17 protein-coding genes and 2 pseudogenes are annotated in these 19,473 nt (G+C 60.4%); 10 read left to right on the top strand and 9 right to left on the bottom strand.

What is annotated here, in order from left to right; all coding sequences use genetic code 11:
• Positions 1-8 precede the first annotated feature (8 nt).
• Positions 9-842, bottom strand: a complete 834-nt coding sequence (locus tag ACZ5IL_RS00490) for a ComEC/Rec2 family competence protein (protein WP_464594519.1) — start codon at positions 840-842, stop codon at positions 9-11.
• A 15-nt stretch (positions 843-857) separates the two neighbouring features.
• Positions 858-1,430: a ThiF family adenylyltransferase gene (locus ACZ5IL_RS00485; protein ID WP_464594518.1), complete on the bottom strand. Its 573-nt coding sequence runs from the start codon at positions 1,428-1,430 to the stop codon at positions 858-860.
• A gap of 396 nt (positions 1,431-1,826) precedes the next feature.
• Here ACZ5IL_RS00485 and ACZ5IL_RS00480 point away from each other — a divergent pair, with 396 nt between their 5' ends.
• Entirely contained in the window at positions 1,827-3,059 is a 1,233-nt protein-coding gene (locus tag ACZ5IL_RS00480) for a Fic family protein (protein WP_464594517.1), read from the top strand.
• A gap of 102 nt (positions 3,060-3,161) precedes the next feature.
• On the opposite strand, the pseudogene ACZ5IL_RS00475 reads toward ACZ5IL_RS00480, so the two are convergent.
• Positions 3,162-3,323, bottom strand: a pseudogene (locus ACZ5IL_RS00475) (transposase); the annotation flags it as partial.
• Between the two features lie 117 nt (positions 3,324-3,440).
• Positions 3,441-3,662: pseudogene (locus ACZ5IL_RS00470) on the bottom strand (GreA/GreB family elongation factor); the annotation flags it as partial.
• 303 nt (positions 3,663-3,965) lie between these two features.
• On the opposite strand from ACZ5IL_RS00470, the gene ACZ5IL_RS00465 reads away from it, so the two are divergent.
• Positions 3,966-4,415 (top strand): AAA family ATPase, encoded by a 450-nt coding sequence (locus ACZ5IL_RS00465; RefSeq protein ID WP_464594516.1) that lies wholly within the window; start codon positions 3,966-3,968, stop codon positions 4,413-4,415.
• Between the two features lie 495 nt (positions 4,416-4,910).
• Here the strand turns inward: ACZ5IL_RS00465 and ACZ5IL_RS00460 are convergent, their stop codons facing one another.
• On the bottom strand, positions 4,911-5,936 hold the full coding sequence (locus tag ACZ5IL_RS00460; RefSeq protein WP_464594515.1) for a polysaccharide deacetylase family protein: 1,026 nt from the start codon (positions 5,934-5,936) through the stop codon (positions 4,911-4,913).
• Positions 5,937-6,200: 264 nt separating this feature from the next.
• Here ACZ5IL_RS00460 and ACZ5IL_RS00455 point away from each other — a divergent pair, with 264 nt between their 5' ends.
• Entirely contained in the window at positions 6,201-6,461 is a 261-nt protein-coding gene (locus tag ACZ5IL_RS00455) for a hypothetical protein (RefSeq protein WP_464594514.1), read from the top strand.
• A 107-nt stretch (positions 6,462-6,568) separates the two neighbouring features.
• Here the strand turns inward: ACZ5IL_RS00455 and ACZ5IL_RS00450 are convergent, their stop codons facing one another.
• Genes ACZ5IL_RS00450 through ACZ5IL_RS00440 form a run of 3 tightly spaced genes read right to left on the bottom strand, consistent with a single transcriptional unit; the run spans position 6,569 to position 12,025 of the window.
• On the bottom strand, positions 6,569-9,832 hold the full coding sequence (locus tag ACZ5IL_RS00450; RefSeq protein WP_464594513.1) for an error-prone DNA polymerase: 3,264 nt from the start codon (positions 9,830-9,832) through the stop codon (positions 6,569-6,571).
• Entirely contained in the window at positions 9,829-11,349 is a 1,521-nt protein-coding gene (locus ACZ5IL_RS00445; protein WP_464594512.1) for a Y-family DNA polymerase, read from the bottom strand. Before ACZ5IL_RS00445 ends, ACZ5IL_RS00450 begins: the two co-directional genes overlap by 4 nt.
• Positions 11,270-12,025 (bottom strand): ImuA family protein, encoded by a 756-nt coding sequence (locus ACZ5IL_RS00440; protein WP_464594511.1) that lies wholly within the window; start codon positions 12,023-12,025, stop codon positions 11,270-11,272. The genes ACZ5IL_RS00445 and ACZ5IL_RS00440 overlap by 80 nt, the downstream gene beginning before the upstream one ends.
• Positions 12,026-12,203: 178 nt before the next feature.
• Between ACZ5IL_RS00440 and ACZ5IL_RS00435 the strand changes: the two genes are divergently transcribed.
• The 3 genes from ACZ5IL_RS00435 to dinB are packed head-to-tail and all read left to right on the top strand — an operon-like array spanning position 12,204 to position 16,112.
• Positions 12,204-14,273, top strand: a complete 2,070-nt coding sequence (locus ACZ5IL_RS00435; RefSeq protein WP_464594510.1) for an ATP-dependent helicase — start codon at positions 12,204-12,206, stop codon at positions 14,271-14,273.
• An 11-nt stretch (positions 14,274-14,284) separates the two neighbouring features.
• Positions 14,285-15,022, top strand: a complete 738-nt coding sequence (locus ACZ5IL_RS00430) for an SOS response-associated peptidase (protein WP_464594509.1) — start codon at positions 14,285-14,287, stop codon at positions 15,020-15,022.
• Positions 15,015-16,112: a DNA polymerase IV gene (gene dinB / locus ACZ5IL_RS00425; RefSeq protein ID WP_464594508.1), complete on the top strand. Its 1,098-nt coding sequence runs from the start codon at positions 15,015-15,017 to the stop codon at positions 16,110-16,112. The genes ACZ5IL_RS00430 and dinB overlap by 8 nt, the downstream gene beginning before the upstream one ends.
• Positions 16,113-16,658: 546 nt before the next feature.
• Here dinB and ACZ5IL_RS00420 read toward each other — a convergent pair.
• Positions 16,659-16,880, bottom strand: coding sequence for a helix-turn-helix transcriptional regulator (locus ACZ5IL_RS00420; RefSeq protein WP_464594507.1), 222 nt, complete (start codon positions 16,878-16,880; stop codon positions 16,659-16,661).
• A 165-nt stretch (positions 16,881-17,045) separates the two neighbouring features.
• On the opposite strand from ACZ5IL_RS00420, the gene ACZ5IL_RS00415 reads away from it, so the two are divergent.
• The 4 genes from ACZ5IL_RS00415 (at position 17,046) to ACZ5IL_RS00400 (ending at position 19,462) form a co-directional block, all read left to right on the top strand.
• A complete protein-coding gene (locus tag ACZ5IL_RS00415; RefSeq protein WP_464594506.1) occupies positions 17,046-17,387 on the top strand; it encodes a hypothetical protein in 342 nt (113 codons plus the stop codon).
• Positions 17,377-17,946, top strand: a complete 570-nt coding sequence (locus tag ACZ5IL_RS00410) for a hypothetical protein (RefSeq protein WP_464594505.1) — start codon at positions 17,377-17,379, stop codon at positions 17,944-17,946. The genes ACZ5IL_RS00415 and ACZ5IL_RS00410 overlap by 11 nt, the downstream gene beginning before the upstream one ends.
• A gap of 167 nt (positions 17,947-18,113) precedes the next feature.
• Complete coding sequence (locus tag ACZ5IL_RS00405) at positions 18,114-18,701, top strand: hypothetical protein (protein WP_464594504.1); 588 nt, start codon at positions 18,114-18,116, stop codon at positions 18,699-18,701.
• Positions 18,698-19,462, top strand: coding sequence for a metallophosphoesterase (locus ACZ5IL_RS00400; RefSeq protein ID WP_464594503.1), 765 nt, complete (start codon positions 18,698-18,700; stop codon positions 19,460-19,462). The genes ACZ5IL_RS00405 and ACZ5IL_RS00400 overlap by 4 nt, the downstream gene beginning before the upstream one ends.
• Positions 19,463-19,473 lie beyond the last annotated feature (11 nt).

Below are 19,473 nucleotides of genomic sequence, written 5' to 3'. Positions count from 1 at the left end.
TGATCGGTTCACCTCAACAGCGTTGTTGCCAACTCGGTGGGTCCCGGTCTGGTCCACAGCGTCACCCCGCCCTCCATGTTGGTGGAGAAGACCTGCTTTGCGACCCTGCTGTAGACGCGGACAGCGTCGCTGTTTGGGTGGCCGTATTGGCTATCAACCCCGGCGCTAATTAGCACGGTGTGCGGGGCGATCTTGAGGAGCGAGGAGGGGTGCGTCGCGTTGCGCGATCCGTGATGGGGAGCCGCGAGAACCTGTGAGCGCAGCGAGGCGCCGAACAGCCGGTCGATAGTATCCCAGCGGCTATTCTCCGTGTCGCCTGTCACGAGATAAGATAACCCGCCAGGTCCGCGCCCGGTCACCTTCATCACGATGCTGCTGTTGTTGGAGCTATCCATATCCTCGATGTGCGGAGAAAATAGCTCGAAATCAAAATTGTCGGAGAGCCCCTTTAAGTTTCTGTCAGCGAGCTTATCGACGCGCACTGACACGCGGCGAAGAGGGTTGTTGCTGCCTTGGCGTAGCTTCTCCTCCGCGTGGAGGAGGGCGAATACCCGCGTAGTTTCCACGCTGTCCTTGTAGCACGATGGGTACATAACCCAGTCGGGACGGTATTTTTTCAGGATGATTGACGCACCTACGAACTCTGTATGGTCCTTGTCGAAGCCGGTGAATACGAGACCCTTCACAAAATGGTCCTTCAGCGCCTTGGACAAGAGATCCTTGACGTACGCGACCGTATCGTCCCCGGATGGTGGCACCCGCGAATCGATGATGATCGCCTCCTTGCGGTGCCGCACGATGGCAAGGGCACCCTGTCCAACGTTCGCGGTGATGATCTCCACGTCTAGCCGCCCTTCCTACGATAGAGTGCGCGATTCAAATCCCGCTCGAACTCCGTCACTGCATGTCGTGCGGAGGGAAAGTAGCGTTCGGGATATGCCGCGGAGACGTCGGCAACAACGGGATTGTCGATCGGTACCATATATTTTGGTCTCTCGGGCAGTTTCCGCGGCTGCATCCAGTACGAACCGTGCATGGAATGCGGCGATGAAAGCGATGTCGACGGCAAGACCAGGTGAATCCTTGATCGCGGCGATTTCCATGCCGCAGACTTTTTCGCGCTCCTCTTCGCTCACGAGGTCGATCTCCCGTATACCCTCGCGGAAGGTCGTTCGCTGCAGGAACGTCTCAAGGCAAGCCAGGCAGCCTCCAACTTCCGGCCGATAGGCGAAGACTTCTCCGCCTATTTCGCGGGTAAACACGCGACCCACGACGAACGGAACCTTATTGGCCACGCAGATCTCGTTGATCGCATAACGCGTCGGCTCATTGTCGGTCGCGAGCACGACGACCGACGCCCGACCGATGTCGTCCGCCAACCGCGTGCCAGGCGGAGGGCGTGCATCGCGTTGTGGGTTTTCGAATCCCATTCGGCGACGGCACCGAAAAGCGTCAGGGAGCCGTCGGGCCAACGGCCAGGACTCTCCGACGGTACATTCGTGGCATATACGCGTGGCGCGTTCTGCGGGTATCCGTGCGGCAACTTATTCGGCCGGCAGGCCGAAGCATGATGGGTCCCAATCAAGGGCCTGAGGCCGCACACATCGGCAAGTCGAATCGGCAGAATATTACTGTATTTTCATTCAAGTATTTGATATATTTGGTATTTTAATGATTTCAGATCGGCAAAAACCTGCGATCAAGGTGCCAGATGCTGAAGGGAATGGTCGGCAGAGATCGGCAATGAACATCGGCAAGAAAGAGCGTTCGGCTTGCCGAAGGCTATGATATTACTTGGCATATCGAATTTAAAGATCGGCAGGAAAATGATTGAGACGCCGGCACGAATTGAGCCCTGCCTATTCGAGGGCGGGGTCCCCCGACTCTTGGCGGACCTTGCCGTCGAGATTCAGAAGGAATCGGCCGATGTAGGGCAGGGCCTGAACAAGGACAGTTTGGCAGAGCTCGCGGACCTCGTCCGAATGATGAATAGCTACTACTCAAACCTCATAGAGGGCCACAACACGCGGCCGCTGGACATCGAGCGAGCGCTCGCCGGTGCCGACGTCGATCTCGAAAAGCGACCTCTCGCGCTCGAAGCCAAGGCTCATGTCGAAGTGCAGCGAGGAATCGACGTCGCCTACATGACCGGCAAATTGCCGGTACCAGTTTCTACTAAGTTCATCTCGGCCACCCACAAGTCATTCTATGACGAGATGCCTGCAGAGTTCCGCGTGACGAAACGGGCGGACGGCACCGAGATCGCAATCGTCCCCGGCAAATTCAGGTCGTCGAAGGAAGAGGACATCTCCGTTGGCCGTCACGTGCCTCCCTCGTCTGAAGTCGTCCAAACGTTCATGGACTATTTCGAGAAGCGGTTCACGGCGGCAGAGAAGCAAGCGAGCTCGCGGATTATCTCGATCGCAACCGCCCACCACCGCCTCAACTACATCCATCCGTTCGTCGACGGAAATGGGCGTGTCAGCCGCCTCATGTCGCATGCCATGGGACTGCGGGCGGGCATCGGTGGTTCCGGGCTGTGGTCGATATCAAGAGGATTGGCACGGGGCCTGAAAGACCGTGGTGAGTACAAGCGAATGATGGACAGCGCCGACTCCCCGAGGGCAGGTGACCGCGATGGGCGCGGCAATCTCTCTGAAGCTGCACTCATCAGCTTCTCGGAGTGGTTCCTGAGCGTGATGCTCGATCAGATTAGGTTTAGCAAAGCCATCTTCCAACTCGACAAGATCCAGGAGCGCTACAAGGATCTTTTGGTAGACCTGAAGATTGATGGTCGAGCGATCGACCTCGTCATGTCGATCTTCAAGTTTGGTGAGATGGAGCGAGGGGATGCAGATTTCGTCCTGAAGATGCCGGAGCGGACAGCGCGTAACGTGGTTTCGAAGGTAACCGAGCAGGGCTTCCTAAAATCCAGCACGCCGAAGGGGCCAATACGCGTCGCATTTCCCCTCGAGTATCGCGAGCGCCTTTTTCCGAATCTTTTCGGAGAAGGAAAAATTGAAGTACCCGAACCGCCGGCACTTCAGTTTGGGCGCTGACCGCAGATCGAGTGATTTGAAGCCTGGGCCAAAAGGGCAAAGCTAGTGGTGCCGCTCTGCGTCGTTTGTTCCGGAGCTTCAGTGCTCTTTCCGAGCCACGCCCGAGGGGCGGCCGATGGTGCTGTAGAACGGCTTCAGCTCCGTGCGCACCTGCTCGAGATCGAGAAATCCATCGATGCGTCGAAGCAGATGGTCGTCGGGGACGTGGTCATCGAGGCAGAAATCATAGAACAGCTGCGCTGGTGCGACCTGCGACCCCATCATCGTCCTGCCCCGGCAAAGCAACACGAGAATGGAATCATGCCGGCCAAGACCGATCAACCGCAGATTAAATCAACACAATCGGCGCACAACGGCCATTCGGTAGCGTTCGATGAGGGATTATGAGATCGAAATGATCTCAAACTCTTGCTTGGAGGTGCTCGCTACATCCCCAACAGCTTTGCCCATTAAAAGCCTTGCCACCGGCGATACGAAGGAAATGGAGCCTAACTTAGGGTCTGCTTCGTCTTCTCCCACGATGCGATATTTCTGTACGCGCCCATCGTCCCGCCTGAAGGTCACCCTGTTTCCAAAGGCAACAGTGTCGGTTGACGTGGGATCGGTGTCCTCGACCGCATCATTTCGCCCAGCAGACCATTCGTCAAAAGATACAATGACCGTTCGATCACGATCACCGATCCGGCCAAGCTGGAATTCTACGACTTCAAGGAATTCACAAAAGATCATCTATCTGATGCCGAGTCGGAATTGATCAGGATTGCCTCATGGTGTCGCAACGCGGTCGCTCACCGCGATATCATCTCACCTTCCAATCTTCAGATTTTCTCCGAACTCTATGATGATAATATCGAACTACTGCAGTCTGAGATTCCCGGATGGGATTGGCCGCGCTGCGGGCAGACCATGATCATGACTGTCGGGCCATCGGGGGCAGGAAAGAGCACCTGGTCGGCGTCTCAGGGGGTCGAGACCGTCTCTTCCGATGCCGGGCGGGATATGATCCACGGCTCAGGCGATGCGCCCGGCGACCAATTAGGTATTTTTCGCCACGTCCGGGCCAACTCGGCGCGAATCCTGTCGAAAGGACGCGATGTGATCGTCGACGCGATGCACGTAGAGCCGGAGCATCGAAAGCGGCAGGCGGCGACCGCGCCGCCCGATATCAAGGTGCGCTACGTCATCATCGATCGCCCGCTCGAGGAAAAGCAGCGCGATGGCGGTTGGCGGCTTGAGAAGGGGTTGGTCGACCTGTACGACCGCGTCTTCGCCGCCCAGGTCACAACTGCATTGGCAGGAGACGGCGCACCAAACGTTGAGGTCGTCGACATACGCGGGTCTCGGACGCCAGACTAAAGTTGGCGATCGGTTCGGACCAAGCCGACCCGACGAACATGAGAAATCAAGAATTGCCAAACGTTACCATCGAAGGCGCGCGAAAGCGGGGTCCGGCTATTTCTCCATTAGCGCCAAGCGCTGCTTTGCTCCGTCAACGTCATATTCGATGAAACTTTTCGATCTCGAGATCCGGGCGGAAGCGAAGCGGCTTCAACGCGCAAACCCGTGACCAAGCTGTCAGCCGGTCTTTAAATGAAGGTTCCTGTTTGACACCACGCCGCATGTTCGCCCTTTCATTTGAGAAGGCGGAGCGCAAGTGGCGTCTCATCACCGATGGATACCAAAGGTCTCGCAGTCACGTTACTTTCGAGAGCCCCTTGAAAGAACTCGCCCGTAACAGTCCCTCAAGGCGTGAAGTTAGCAAGATAAAAAAACAAGCCGCGCTCAGAGAGTGAACTTTTTACCTCTTCCCAGCAGTATGCCGCCTTAGCCGCCGCCGTCTGTTACAGGATCTTATTCTGAAATCGTCTGGACGACGCTGGAAACCGGCCGGGAGCTTACGGTCGGCAACTTCGCGTCTTTCAAAAGCTCTTCGTCGTATTGCGGCAGGGTCTGCACCGGCGCCTTGGAGCGCATCGCCACGACCTTGTATCCGGCGGCTTTCAACCGCTTCAGGAGTTCGGGCAGGGCTTCCGCCGTGTGCTTGTGGAAATCATGCATCAGGATGATGCCCTTGCCGAGCTTGTCGAGCTTCTTCATGGTCACATCAATGACGGCTTGCGCATTGCGCGCCTTGAAGTCGAAGGAGTCGAGATCGCAGGAGAACATCGCGATGTTGCGCTTACCGAGATAGGTCACCATTTCCGGTGGATGCTGCAGCGCCGGGAAGCGGAAGAACGGGGCCGGCGAAACACCGCCCAAGGCCCACTTCACCGCACTGAAACCTTTTTCGATCTCCTCCTTGCGCTGATCCTCCGTGAGTTTCCTATTGGTGAGGGTGGCGTGTGACCATGTGTGAGATCCGACGGTGTGCCCGGCCGCGTAAACCTGCTTCAGGATTTCCGGGTGGTAGGTCGCGTGCTTGCCGATCGAGAAGAAAATGCCGGTCGTGCATTCATCCGCCAGTGCCTTGAGGACGGCGGGCGTATTGAGCGGCCATGGGCCGTCGTCGAATGTCAGCACCACTTCCTTGTCGCGCAGGAAATCGAGCTGTTTGAAATGCTCGAAGCCAAATCCGGGGCCACCGGTCGTGTCGATCTCGACGGTGCGTGCGACGCCGAGCGCGTTCGGATTATTGCAAGTGGCTCTTGCCGGTTGCGCCGCCGCGAGGGGCGGGACCGATAGAGCGGTTACCTTTGCAGGGTTGGGATCTGTAGCGAGAACAGGAGCGATCGCGGGAACGGGGGCCGCGGTGGCAGTGCGATCTGGCACGGCACTCGGTGCTAGGCTGGCGCCCAGAGTTGGCATCTTCAACCATACTGCGCCAACGGCACAGACCGCGATTGCACCCGCTAGGATTAGCCCTGTCGCTATGCGCATCGTCCTTCCCCCAAAAATCAATTGTTTCGGGTGATGCCAGCGAAATCCTCGTCGGAAAAAACGACGGCAACGGATTGCTGGCAGCAACGCGTTTCAATGCCGAGCTAATATTGATAATTAAGTCTTACAGTCATTTAGGATTATTCTCAATTTTCTTGCTCAGGCTTAATCAAGCTTACGTGACGATGATCGGGCTAATGATCGCTTCAGCCGATGTGCCAAGGAGCTCTCCAACCGGGCCGGCGCGCTGGAGAACGCGTCGGCGTGGGCACCAGCGCCGCCACAGCCAGGCGCACGACCGCCCGCTTTCCATTCACTCACCGACCTGATCGCAGCGGTCGAGAAGCCGGTCATCGCGGCGATCTGTTCGATGATGAAGCGATTGATTGCAGCCTGCAGGTCGACGACCGATCGGAAGATGCCGCGTTTCAGTCGTCGCTTTGTGAGTTAAGTCTTGTTCAACGCCTGTGCGATGTCCGCAACCAAATCCGACGGATCTGGTTGCGGACCTCGAGCAGGCTTTGAATGCGCAATAGCCGTCTTGAGAGATACTTTGCGCAATTCGCATGCCGCCCTTCATGTCAACGAGCCGCATAGACTCTCGGCCATTCAAGGCCGAGGGCGTCTCACCGCTACCGGAAATCCCGCGACTTCACCTTGATGCTGTCGATGCGCAGATCCGGCACGTAGATGTCCCGGGGGCTCGGCCCCTTCGGCACGCTGCGCGGGTCAATACCGGAACTGCCGTGATGGAATTCGTCGCCGCGCCCGTGCGATAGCGGGAATGCGTCATCGCGGTCTCCAACGCCGGCGAGGTCCGCGGACAAATCCATGAGATTGTTGGCGACGAGGTGCACGACCTCGCCCTCGCGCTGAATGCGTCCCTGAACGGCAATCATCCCCGCGGCAAGGATGATGCGGCGCTGGCGTTCATAGAGCGACGGCCAGATCACCAAATTGGCAACGCCGGTCTCGTCCTCAATCGTGATGAACATGACGCCCTTGGCGGACCCTGGCTTCTGACGCACCAGCACCAGGCCGGCGGTCGTCAGCCACTTGCCGTCGCGGGCGTTCATCGCGGCGGCGCAGGTAACGATGCGACGGCTTGAGAGGTCCGCCCGCAGGAAGCTCGCCGGGTGTTGCCGCAGCGTGAGGCCCACGTGCCGGTAATCCTCGACGACCTCGCCTCCGGACGTCATCAGCCGCAACGATACGGCCGGCTCGCGAACTTCCTCGATGGTCCGGGCCTCCCGCTGCGTGGCGGCGGCGAACAATTCTAGCGGTTCGTCCCGCAGCGCTTTGAGCGCCCACAGCGCCTCCCGCCGTGCCAACCCCAGCGATTCATTCATCGCATCGGCTTTCGCCAACTGCACCAGCGATGCAACCGGGATATCCGCACGGCGCCAAAGATCGTCGACGGATTCGAATGGCCGGTTCGCACGGGCGGCGACGATCTCGGCACCGTTCTTGTTGGATAGTCCGCGCACCTGCCGAAACCCCAGTCGGACCGCAAATCCGTCGTCGTCGATCGGCTCCAACGTGCAATCCCACCGCGAGGCGTTGATGCAGACCGGCCGGACTTCGACGCCATGCTCGCGCGCATCACGAACAATTTGCGCAGGCGCGTAGAATCCCATCGGCTGGGCGTTCAAGAGCGCGGCGCAGAACACGTCCGGATGCCAACACTTCATCCATGACGATGCGTAGGCGATCAGCGCGAAAGACGCAGCATGGCTCTCGGGAAATCCGTAGCTCCCGAAACCTTCGAGCTGGCTGAAAGTCTTTTCGGCAAATTCCCTGTCGTAGCCGCGATCCACCATTCCGTTGATGAGCTTGTCCTTGAATTTGGACACGCCACCGGTGAACTTAAAGGTCGCCATGGCGCGGCGAAGCTGGTCGGCTTCGCCCGGCGTGAAGCCGGCGCATTCGATGGCGACCCGCATCGCCTGCTCCTGGAAGAGAGGCACACCCAGCGTCTTGCCGAGCACTTTCTCAAGCTCGGGCTTCGGAAATACGACCGGTTCCTTGCCCTCGCGTCGGCGCAGATAGGGATGGACCATGTCGCCCTGGATCGGCCCGGGCCGCACGATCGCGACCTCGATGACGAGATCGTAGAACGTCCGGGGCTTCATCCGTGGCAGCATCGCCATCTGGGCGCGGCTCTCGATCTGGAAGGTGCCAAGCGTGTCGGCCTTCCGGATCATGGCGTAAGTCCGAGGATCCTCGGAAGGGATGGTCGCAAGATCGAGTTCGATACCCTTGGCTTCGGCCAGGAAGGTGAAGGCGCGCTTCATACAGGTGAGCATGCCAAGTGCCAGGCAGTCGACCTTCATGAACTTCAGCGCATCGATGTCATCCTTGTCCCATTCGATCACTTGGCGGTTGGGCATCGCGGCCGGTTCGATAGGCACCAGTTCGTCCAGGCGGTCATGGGTCAAAACGAAGCCGCCCGGATGCTGCGAGAGATGCCGTGGCGTCCCGATCAGGTCACGGGCGAGAACGATTGCCAGCTTGAGACGTCGGTCGTCGAGATTAAGATTGAGTTCTTCAGCGTGCTTCGGCTCTACCCCTTCCTCCGACCAACCCCAGATCTGCGACGATAGCAGCTTGATCAGATCCTCGGTCAGTCCGAGCGCCTTGCCGACGTCGCGCAGCGCAGCTTTTGCGCGATACCGGATGACGGTCGAGCAGAGCGCCGCATGGTTGCGGCCGTAGGTCTCGAACACCCACTGCATCACGATCTCGCGGCGTTCGTGCTCGAAGTCGACATCGATGTCGGGCGGCTCGCGGCGCTCCTCGGAAACGAAGCGCTCGAACAGGAGGTCGTTGCGTTCCGGATCGATCGAAGTGATGCCGAGCACGTAGCAGACGGCAGAGTTCGCGGCAGACCCCCTGCCCTGACACAGGATGTCCCTGCTGCGGGCGAAACGGACGATGGAATTCACCGTCAGGAAGTAAGGGGCATATTGCAGCCGCTCGATCAATCTCAGTTCGTGCTCGAGCTTGGGCCTGACCTCGTCGGGCAGGCCCTCCGGGTAGCGCTCCGCCGCGCCCTCCCATGTCAGCTTCTCCAGCGCCTGCTGCGGTGTCAGGCCCGGCATGGTCCGTTCTTCCGGATACTGATAGGCGAGTTCGTCCATGCTGAAGGTGCACCGGCCGGCGATCGCGACCGTGCGGCCGAGGGCTTCCGGGTAACGCGCAAACAGTCGCGTCATCTCGTCCGGCGGCTTGAGATAGCGATCTGCGTGGCGCTCACGGCGAAAGCCGGCTTCGTCGATCGTGACGTTGTGCCGGATGCAAGTGACGACGTCCTGCAGGATCCGTCGCGCCGGCTCATGGAAAAGCACGTCGTTGGTGACGACCGTCGCTACCTGAAAACGCTGTGCCATGTTGTTCAGTTCGTGGATCCGCATCTGATCGTTCGGGCGGCGGCGCAGCGTCAGCGCCATGTGGGCGCGATCGCCGAACGTGTCGCGCAGGCGGCGGATCCGCAGCGCGCAGGCATCGTCGGCTACGTTCGGAACAAGCGCGGCGATCAAACCTTCGGACCAGTCGACGACATCTTCCCAGTTCAAGATGCATTTCGCTTTACCGCCGCGCGTCTTGCCGATTGAAAGCAACCGGCAAAGCCGTGAGTACGCCGGCCGGTCAGTCGGGTAGACCAGGACGGACATGCCGTCGGCGAGATCGAGGCGGCAGCCGACGATCAGGCGCACGCCGGTCACCTTGGCGGCCTCATGGGCGCGCACGATGCCGGCGAGGCTGTTGTGGTCCACTATCGCCAGCGCTTCGATACCGAGCGACGCGGCATGCGCAAACAGTTCCTCACAGGACGACGCTCCCCGCAGGAACGAGAAGTGCGACGTGACCTGGAGCTCGGCATAACGGGACGTCATCCGAAAATCCCGTGCAGAAACCACTTGTGGGACCTGGTCGCCGCGTCCTCGCCGTCGCCAGCGCGAAAAATCCAGAAACGTTCACCGGCATCGTCCTCGACCTGGAAGTAGTCCCGGACCGCGATCAGCTCGGCGTCGCGCTTCCACCACTCGCCGAATACTCGCTCGGGACCGTCGGCTCTCCTGACGCGCCGCCGCGAGCCCCGCCAGGTGAAATTGACCGGCGGATGGTCAGGAAGCAGCGCGACAGTCTCGATGAGCTCGGGCGGGGCTAATAACCGGGCAGGACGGGGCCAATGCGCGGGCCAACCCTCTTTGGAAGCTGGGGCGGCTGCGGCGACTCGCCGGAATGATCGTTCCGGAACATCACTCGCCACAGGTTCGAACCGATAAAGCCGGGTCTCACCGACCCGGTTTGAGAGGATGTCGATCAGCCCGGATATATCCGCTTCCGGCTCGTCGACCAGCGACGAGATCGTCTGCTTGGTATTGAACGGATCGGCTGCGGTTGCCGCGAGCCGCATGATCTCGATGCCGAAGCCGGGGTCGACCTTCTCGATCTTGTCACAGAGCAATCGCGTCAGCCGCTTCGCATCACGCACCGGCTGGGCAGTCCCGACCCTGATCGCCTGCACCCGGTTGTCGACCAGCCCGAATAGAAGGTCGAGGCGCCGGGCTCCGAGACCCCGCAACTCCATTTCCTGGCAGAGCTTTATGGTCAGTTTGGCGACATAGCGCGCGATGGTCTCTGGTGCGCCGATCGGTTCGGCGAAAAGCTGCTGCGTCTCGATGATGTCCGGAGGCCGCACGGGTTCGATGGGATCGCCGGTCCGGCCCGTGGCTTGGTCCATCCTGCGGCCGAGCTCGGGACCGAACCTTAACGTGAGTGGTGCACGCGGCGTCGCCAGCAGATCGGATACCCGTTCGAAACCAAGCCGGCCAAGATCGTCGACCATGTCGGCAGTCAGCCGTAGCGCCGCGATCGGCAGCGGCTTGATTCTCTCGGCGCTTTCACGTTCGGGAATAACCAAACTCGACTGGGCCGCAAACCGAGCCAGTGCGTGTGCAGCACCTCGTGTGTCCGCCATCGCCGCGCGCGCTGTTATGCCTACAGCTTCCAGGCGCGAGATCATGTCGGCCAGTATGGCGTCCTCGCCACCGTGGAGGTGGCTGGCGCCTGTCGCATCGATGACGAGGCCGTCCGGACCGTCGATGGCGACGACCGGTGAGTAGCGCAGCGCCCAGACAGCGAGACGCTCGAGCGCCTCGCCATCTGCAGCGGGATCCGCGTGATGGATGACAAGCTCCTTCACCAGAGCCTGCGCCTTTGTCGCGGGCATTCCGACGCGCAGGCCGATCCGTATCGCGGCGGCATTCGCCGCAACAACCTCGCGCCGTCGTCCGGCCTGGCCTACCAGCACAAGCGGCATCGCTGGATCAGGCGCTGCGGCGCCCATGTTGCGTCGTAGCCGATCGGTCGGCCACGTCGGCAGGTAAAGCGAGACGACCCTGGACATCACACGCATCCATTACAAAGTCCGCGCTTTCGCCGGCGCGGCATCGGATCAACTCAAGCAGCCATCGGGCGCGGCCAACGCCCGGCACCGGCAATGGACTCGATGGCAGCGTCGACACCCGCCATCTCGTCGCCGACGCCGTCGGCTGTCCGAAATCCGCCGCTTCGGTCTGCCGTCGCCACCGTCTCACCGCGATCGCGATCGAACCCGATGCTTCGGCTGCGAGCGACAACCGCCGCGACGACGTCATCGAAAGCCGCGCGACCTCCGCGACCACGGCACCCAGCCCGCCATGACGGACGCCTTCCTCAAAACATGCGAGCACGGTTTTCTCGTCACAGGCGTCGACGTAGATGACACGGTCCGCATGAAGACCCACCTGAGCCAGGGCCGGCGCGAACAGATCCTGCTGGGTGATGCACCACAGGATCTTGCCCTTGGTGCGCGCGGCGATTCCGGCGGCGAACAAGGCGGCTGCGGCGCCGTCGATGGCAGCATTGCCACCTCCCGCCACTTCGTGCAGCGCCCCGAGCGCAAGGCCGCCACCCGGTAGCCGGCTGTCGATTGCCTCCACGCCGAACGGAAGCAATGTCCTGACGCGCAACGGCACACCCTCAAGACGTTGAATCTGCTCGCGAAGCCGCAGAACGGCGGGTGGCTGGACCAAAGCACTCATGCCCTCTTCAAACGATCCCGGGACGGTATTGTTCTTGATTTGTTCGTATTGCTCGATAAGAGTCAACCGGCCGTTCGGGTTCCGAAGCGACGAGTTCGCGCAAAAAAAGCGGAAGTCGTTGTGACGACGAAAAGAATCGCGGAGTCTGTTTTTTCATTAAAAAAGGACGATCGAACTCGTGCAGCCGGCGGCCGCCTATCTCGACAGCCTCAATCCGGAACAGCGCAGGGCCGTGGAGCATGGCACCGCGGGACCGGGTCCCTTCGCGCCCTTGCTGGTGATAGCCGGTGCTGGATCCGGCAAGACCAACACGCTGGCGCATCGGGTCGCGCACCTGATCGTCAACGGCGCCGACCCGCGGCGCATCTTGCTGATGACCTTCTCGCGCCGCGCCGCCTCCGAAATGACCCGGCGAGTCGAACGGATCGCCCGCAAAGTGATGGGCGACAATGCCGGCGTTTTGACCGACGCGTTGACCTGGTCTGGTACCTTCCACGGTATCGGGGCACGGCTGCTGCGTGATTATTCAGACCAGATCGGACTCGATCCCCAGTTCACGATTCACGACCGCGAGGATTCCGCCGACCTGATGAATCTCATCAGGCATGAGAAAGGATTCTCGAAAACGGAGAGCCGGTTTCCGACCAAGGGCACGTGTCTCTCGATCTATTCGCGTTGCGTCAATGCCGAGACTGCGATCGAGCAGGTGCTTGGTGCATCCTATCCGTGGTGCTCCGGATGGGCGGCCGAGCTGAAGGAATTGTTCGCGGCCTACGTCGAGGCCAAGCAAAAGCAGAACGTGCTCGATTACGACGACCTCCTGCTATACTGGGTCCAGACCATGAGCGATCCAGCGCTGGCCGACGATATCGGCGGCCGCTTCGACCATGTTCTCGTTGATGAGTACCAGGACACCAACCGACTGCAGTCGTCGATCCTGCTGGCGCTGAAGCCTGGCGGCCATGGCCTCACGGTAGTCGGTGACGACGCGCAATCGATCTACTCGTTCCGCGCGGCCACGGTGCGCAACATCCTGGATTTTCCGACGCAATTCTCGCCGCCTGCCAGCGTCATCACACTCGATCGCAATTACCGTTCGACGCAGACCATCCTCGCCGCTGCAAACGGCGTCATCGATCTGGCGAAAGAGCGCTTTACCAAAAACCTCTGGACCGAACGGGCATCGGGCTCGAGACCTCAACTTGTCACGGTACGTGACGAAGCCGACCAGGCGCGCTTCATCGTCGAGCGCATTTTGGAAAACCGCGAGTCCGGCACTCTGCTTAAGGAGCAAGCGGTGCTGTTTCGGACCTCGAGCCACAGCGGTCCGCTCGAAGTCGAGCTGACCCGGCGAAACATCCCTTTCGTCAAGTTTGGGGGACTGAAGTTCCTCGACGCTGCCCACATCAAGGACATGCTGGCGTTGCTGCGGTTCATCGAGAATCCGCGGGATCGCGTCGCCGGGTTCCGCCTGCTGCATCTGCTACCCGGTGTCGGACCGGCATCGGCGCAACGCGTGCTCGACCACATGGCGGAAGCGGCGGATCCGATCGCCGCGCTCTCTAGTATGCTCGCTCCGCCCCGCGCCGGCGACGACTGGAAGGCTTTTATACAGGCCGTTGGCGAACTGCGCTATTCGGAATGGCCCTCCGACCTTGAGCGTGCGCGGCTCTGGTACGAACCGCATCTTGACCGCATCCACGAAGATGCGGAGACCCGGCGTGCCGATTTGATCCAGCTCGAGCAAATTGCCAGCGGCTACTCGTCCCGTGAAAAATTTCTCACCGAACTAACGCTTGATCCTCCGGATGCCACCAGCGACCAGGCCGGCGTGCCGCTCCTTGATGAGGACTACCTGATCCTGTCAACGATTCACTCAGCAAAGGGACAGGAATGGAAATCGGTATTCGTGCTTAATGTCGTCGACGGTTGCATGCCGTCGGACCTCGGCGCCGGAACTTCGGCAGAGATTGAGGAAGAGCGCCGGCTTCTGTATGTCTCCATGACGCGCGCGAAGGACGACCTGCATCTCGTCGTGCCGCAACGCTTCTTCACGCACGGGCAGCATGCGCAGGGCGACCGGCATGTTTATGCCTCGAGGACGCGGTTTATACCGGACCGGCTGCTCGGATTGTTCGAGAAGACCACGTGGCCGCTTGCGATTGCCGGGGCCGCAGCCGCAGCGCGGGCCACAGGCCAGGGTCCGCGCATCGACGTCGGCGCCCGCATGCGCGGGATGTGGCGGTAGGAGTTTTTCGGGTGTGCAATCTCTACTCAATGACCACCAATATCGAAGCCATCCGGCGACTGTTTCAGGTCAACGCTTCGAACGACACGTCCGGCAATCTGCCGGCGATGCCCGGCATCTACCCTGACTATTCCGCGCCGATCGTTCGCAACGGCGCCTCTGGACGCGAGATTGCGATGGCGCGCTGGGGCATGCCATCGTCGCAAAAGGCGCTGATGGATGCCACCAAAAAGCGCGCAGAGAAACTGCAGGCCAAGGACAAGACTGTCGACTTCAAGGAACTGCTACGTATGGAGCCAGACAGCGGGACCACGAACATCAGAAACATCTCAAGCGCCCATTGGAAGCGGTGGCTCGGTGTAGACAACCGCTGCCTGGTGCCGTTCACGTCGTTCTCGGAATACGACACGATCGACGGCAAGAAGGTGCCGGTCTGGTTCGCGACAGACGGGATGCGACCGTTGTTATCTTTCGCCGGCCTTTGGACGAAATGGACCAGCGTCCGGAAGGCCAGGGAGGGCGAGATCACCGCAGACTTCTTTGCGGTCCTGACCTGCGAACCGAACGCTGAGGTGCGCAAGGTCCATCCCAAGGCGATGCCGGTGATCCTGACGACCCTTGAGGAGCACGGAGTCTGGCTGCGCGCGCCGTGGGAAGAGGCCAAGGCGCTGCAGCGTCCCCTGCCGGACGGCGCGCTCCGGATCGTCGCGACGGGTGGCAAAGACGATCCTGGACCCGCAAATGCCTGATGCGTCTGGAGTCGACAGCACAACGGGCGTTCGAAAGATCATCCACATCGACATGGACGCGTTCTACGCGTCGGTCGAACAGCGCGACAATCCGGACCTGCGCGGCAAGCCGGTCGCAGTCGGCGGATCCCGGGAACGAGGAGTCGTGGCGGCTGCGAGCTACGAGGCGCGGAAGTTCGGCGTGCGGTCGGCAATGCCTTCTATCACCGCGCGACGGCAGTGCCCCGACCTGGTCTTCGTCAAGCCGCGCTTCGACGTCTATAAAGCGATCTCGCAACAGATCCGGGCGATCTTCGCCGAGCATACGCCAATCATCGAACCGCTTTCCCTGGACGAGGCCTACCTCGACGTCACCGAAAACCTGCAGAAAATCCCGCTGGCCCGGGACATCGCGTTCGCCATCAGGGCCAGGATTAAGGCTGAGACCGGTCTTAACGCATCCGCCGGCATCTCCTACAACAAGTTTCTCGCGAAGCTGGCGTCCGACCATCGAAAGCCAAACGGCCAATACGTGATCACGCCGGAGATGGGACCTGGTTTTGTCGAAGCGCTGCCCGTGGGAAAATTCCACGGCATCGGGCCGGCAACCAACGCCAAGATGCAAGGCCTCGGCATCTTCACCGGGCAGGATCTTCGTAATCAGGAGCTGACGTTTCTCGAAGCCAACTTCGGAAAGGCTGGCGCATACTATTACTCGATATCGCGGGGGATCGACGAGCGGCCGGTGCGCGCCAACCGCATCCGGAAATCGGTTGGTGCCGAAAATACGTTCGCTTCCGACCTGACCGAGTTCGAACCGATGGCTGCTGAACTACATCCGCTGGTCGATACGGTCTGGCGGCATTGCGAAAGCACCGGCAACCGCGGACGGACCGTCACACTGAAGGTCAAGTTCGCGGACTTCGAGATCATCTCGCGCAGCCAGTCGTTTTCGGATCCCGTCAGCAGCCGACCTGACCTCGAGCGGGTCGCGACCGGACTGCTTCAGAAATTGATACCTCTGCCGAAGGCCGTCCGTTTGTTGGGTGTGTCGCTTTCGGCTTTACAGAAGGAAGAGATCGAAATCTCGCAGATGTCCCTGCCACTGTGAGCCCGTGCGCCGGCCGCCCACGCCGTAAGGAACCGCATCTCGCGGCTCTGTTGATATGTTCAGCTAATGGAGAGCTATCGCGGCTTCGAGCGCTGGAATTCTGATACCTCGGCAGCCCGGCCGCGAACTGGAGTTCCTGCTGGTTCATCCGGGCAGACCTACCTCCTAAGCCCACAAGGGTTAAACGGAAGGACGCTGACACAAGACGTCAAAAGGGCTCGCACTTGGATGCGATTTGACAGCCAGCAGGACGACCGCGGGATCCCAATGATTTCCGATGGTCCAAGACGCAGTTCGCCGTCGTCTTCGGTGAGCGGTTGGTCAGCCAATGACGGAAACAGGCCTCAAGCACAAAATATCCGACAGTCCCTGGGCCGTCCGGTACTCCTGCTAAAGCAGCGTCAGCGTTATGCCCTTTCGCTTGAGTTCCTGCGCCACCCCGCTGCCACTCAGGCTCGCTCAAATCCTCAGGCGGCCGTCCGACCCGCCGGAACAGGACCCGCTGCATCAAACTGAGCCGAACCTGTCGATCGATAGCCAGCTGGCTCAGTCTTTTGATGACTTCCTGAATCTGACGCCTTCGCCTGAGTCTTCACCCGCTGCAAAAAACTCGACGCCGTATTCGTCCTCGAACACGCGCTGCAGCGATTGCAGAACTTTCAAGCGGCGTGGATCCATCCGATCGCTTTCATCAGCTTCGATAAGAACGACAGACTTGCGCGCGACATCCGCCTCGCTTGCTAAAGTCGCTTGATCAATCCCGACCAAACCGCGCGCAGCTCGAATAAGTCGAGGTGACGGCCAGACGTCTGATTGCTTTACCATTTATTAACCAACATCCAGAGATCAGACGCTTTTTATCACCGAAGCTCTTGCTCGCAATCAGCCTACGTCCATATTGGTTACATAAAGAAACCGATATGGCAGTTTCAGATGATCTACCACAATTACATCATGAGTCGGCGTTGGCGCGAGAATCCGGCGCGGCTGGCGGAGCTGGAGGCGTCGGGCTTCCGCTGTCGGCTTTGCAATCATGACGGCTCGGATAGCCCGCTCGAGGTCCACCATCGCACTTATGCGAATCTCTTCAACGAGCAGGTGGGCGATCTGACGACGCTGTGTCGTCGCTGTCATGGCGTGGTGACCGATCATCAGCGTCGGCTTCGTTACGCGGTTGTGCTTCCGAAGATTTTTGACGTGCGGCTGGCGCTGGAAAATGTAGCCCCGCTGTTCGACCCCACGTTCAAAGAGATGGAGATTCGTCATGTCCGTTGAACGACTCCGCGTGCGCCTCACCGGCGAACGGCCTCTGCTGATGCATAGTTCGCGCCTCGCCGATCCGCTCGATCCAGTCAAGATCGACCTCGATCGGTTGACGAAGAAGCGTGACAAGACGCTGGCCGATCATGAGCAGATTGCAAAAGTCGAATGGCATGGCGGGCTCTGGCTAACGGACAGCAGGCCATGCGTTCCGAGTGAAGCGATCGAGTCAGCCTTCGTTGCGGCGGCGAGGACGCGGCGTAAGGGCAAACAGGCGAAGGCGGGTTTTGCCTGCGTGGGATCGCCGCTGCTCCAGTACGATGGACCGCGCGATTTGCCGTCACTGTGGGATGACAAGGCCTTCCGGCTGCGGTTCGCGGTCAATGTGAATGACGCCAAGGTGATGCGCACGCGGCCACGCTTTCCGGCATGGTATGTGGTTGCCGACGTCGAGTTCCTGCCGAGCCTCCTCAACCCGAACGAGGTCGTCGAGATCTTCGAGATCGCCGGCATGCGCGAGGGGCTCGGCGACTGGCGGCCCAAATTCGGCAAGTTCTCGGTCAAACTGGAATAGAATCCGGCGCGCCGCAGGCGTGGCGGGGCGTGGCCCGATGAGGCAGTGCACGGCCCCGCGTGGCAAGGCGAGAGCTCCCTGACCGGAGTTGCTCCTCTCTCACAATCAATCCGTCCCTTGAGGGGATTAACGCGCAAGTCTGCCTGCGCGAACAGGAGAGCTTTGTCGTGCGTTCCTCCGACGTCACCTTGGTTACTGTCGCTCCAACCGTACTGTCCCCGATCACATTGCCGCGTGAGTATGCAGCCCGGCCCGCCGCTCGCTCGGGTCAGGATTTCTCATGGCCGTTCGATCCGGACGACGTCACGCCACTACAATGGTGGCGCACGATCCCGGCGGATCGGCTCAATGACGCTCAGCATCTGCTGTTGCGGGCAACCCTGAAGAAGGTCAGCCTGATCAAGGGGCGAGAGTGGCTCAGCGGCATGCGCGGCGACGCCGCGGCCAGCATCGCAATTGCGTTTCATTGCCTGCCGATCACAACGGTGACGCTTGAGGTCGATCTCGCGATGAGTGCTGTTGCGCTGCATGCGCTTGGCGGTGATGCGGCATCCGCTCTGGTGCTGTCGCAGATCCTGCATCGCGTTCCCCTTGATCACCCTTTTGTCCGAGACCTGGCGGTGTCATGGCTCGCGCTCAACCTGCGCCGTGCCATGCAGATGAGGTCGAAGGAGACGGCTCAGACATCTCATGTGCCGGAAGGTGGCCATTTGCTCGATCGAGGCGATGCCTTCTTTATGGGAGGCCGCGCATGAAGCTTCAGATCTTCTCCGATCTTCACATCGACGTGGCGCCGATCAAGCCGATCACCATTGCCGACGGTATCGACGCGGTCATCGTCGCCGGCGACACCTGCGAGGGTGCGGTGCGCGCGTTCGAGCACCTGCGGCAGATCGTGCCGCCGGCCATTCCCATCGTGATGGTGATGGGCAACCACGAGTACTACCGCCGCTTCATACCGGATGAGCTGGCGCTGGCCCGGGAACGGGCAGCCTCCTTCAACATCCACCTACTGGAGGATGACAATACCGTAATTTGCGGCGTGCGCTTTGCGGGCGCAACGCTGTGGACCGACTACGCGATCTTTGGCACAGCGAATGTTCCGCAGGTGATGAACGCCTGCGCCCACGGCATGAATGACCATCGACTGATCGGCTGGCAGAAGCAGCCCTGGCTGCGGTTCCGGCCGCAGGAGGCGGCGCGGCTGCACCACGAGTCGAGGGCGTTTCTCACCGAAATACTGGCCACGTCGTTCCCGACCGTGGTGGTGACCCATCATGCGCCGCATTGGGACTCAGTACTGCCCCGTTACCAGAGCGACCCGTTGACCGGGGCCTTCGTCTCTGACCTCTCCATGCTGATCGAAGCTTACCAGCCCGCTCTCTGGGTGCACGGTCACGTCCATAACTCCAGCGATTACCGGATCGGACGAACCCGAGTTATCGCGAACCCGCATGGCTACGGGAACGAGAACCCGCAGTTCAACGGTCAATTGGTCGTCGAGGTCGATCCGTGACTCCGCTGAGC

This window comes from Nitrobacter sp. CN101, from assembly GCF_055390255.1.
The sequence above is the reverse complement of the archived record's forward strand: the minus strand, read 5'-3'. Positions and strand labels throughout refer to the sequence as shown.